2 protein-coding genes are annotated in these 1,373 nt (G+C 67.2%); one reads left to right on the top strand and one right to left on the bottom strand.

Going from position 1 to position 1,373, the window contains the following annotated elements; translation table 11 throughout:
* Positions 1–708, bottom strand: a 708-nt coding sequence (locus G8O24_RS42445; RefSeq protein WP_188108404.1) for a citrate synthase, incomplete at its 3' end; no start/stop codon positions are given.
* Positions 709–791: 83 nt separating this feature from the next.
* Between G8O24_RS42445 and G8O24_RS42440 the strand changes: the two genes are divergently transcribed.
* A partial coding sequence (locus tag G8O24_RS42440) for a citrate/2-methylcitrate synthase (protein WP_283815667.1) occupies positions 792–1,373 on the top strand: 582 nt, incomplete at its 3' end.

Below are 1,373 nucleotides of genomic sequence, written 5' to 3'. Positions count from 1 at the left end.
GCGCGCGGTGAAGGTCGAGGCGTTCAGCTCATGGTCGGCGAGCAGGACCAGCGCGCGCCGGATCAGATCGGGCGCGTGCTTGTTGTCGGGAGCCCAGGCGCGCGCGATCTGCTGATGCAGCGGCGCGGCCGACGGCTCGGAATTCAGCATCGTGGCAACGAGGAGCCGGACGATGCGGGCACCGACCAGCGCGCGGCCATCGGGCGCGCGGGTGAAGGCACGGGAATCGGCACTGGTCGCCAGCGCAAGCACGGCAATGGCCCGGTCGATCGGCGCGGCGCGCCGTGCAGCTTGCGCAATTGCACGCATCTCGTCGGAGATCTTTGGCTGGTTGTCGGGTGCGAAGGGATCGACGTCGGCGACGTCCCAGAGCAGCGTCGCGGTGTGCTCCAGCGTGTCGTTCTCGGAAAGGTCGACGCAGTTTACACCACGATAGATCGCGCCCTCCTCGGTGATGGTCGAGATCTCCGTGTCCATCACGGGCAAATCAGCATCGAAGCTGCGCAGGCCGCGCGGCTCCGGCGACGGCACGCGGCGCTCCTTCAGGGCGCGGACATCCTCGGCGCGATAACGGTTCTTGCGCGAATCCGGCGTTGGCTCGGAGCGGATCAGGCCACGGCTGACATAGGCGTAGAGCGTGGCCGGCGAGATCGCGAGCTCGGCCGCGGCTTCCCGGGCGGAGAGGTACAGGCCGTCGGAATTTTTCATATTGATTTACGTAATCAAGATTGATCAATCTGTCGAGGCACCCGATTCTCCCTCTGTGCAATGCAAAAAGGGAGATTTGGGCCATGAACATCCACCTCACCAAAAGCCAGATCGGGCTGGACGGCGTTCCCGCGGCCGAGACCGTGCTGAGCCATGTCGACGGCGAGCGCGGCGAGCTGATCATCGCCGGCGAGCATGTCGGGACCCTCGCGACCCAATCGAGCTTCGAGGGCGTCACCGCCCGGCTCTGGAACGGCGCCAGCCTGACCACGCTGAGCGAGGCCAATGTGCGGGCGAGCCTGGGCGCGGCGCGCGAACGCGCCTTTGCCCGATTGCCGCAATTGCTGGCAGCGACGCAGGGCATGGGCATCGTCGACGGTTTTCGCGCGGCCGTGGCCGGCTTGCGGGCCGAGCATGGGCTCGAACACGAAGCAACCATCGTTGGCGCGTTTCCGGTGATCGCAGGCGCGCTGGTCCGGCGCGCAAAAGGGCTCGACCCGATCGCGCCCGATCCGACCGTGAGCCACGCCGCCGACACGCTGCGCATGTTGCAGGGACGTGCGCCTGCCGCGCGCGAGATCACCGCGCTCGATGCCTATCTCGTCACCGCCAGCGACCACGGCATGAACGCCTCGACCTTCACCGCGCGCGTGGTGGCTTCGACC

It is taken from the genome of Bradyrhizobium campsiandrae, from assembly GCF_014529705.1.
GTDB lineage: Bacteria > Pseudomonadota > Alphaproteobacteria > Rhizobiales > Xanthobacteraceae > Bradyrhizobium > Bradyrhizobium campsiandrae.
This window is presented reverse-complemented; position numbering and strand designations above follow the sequence as displayed.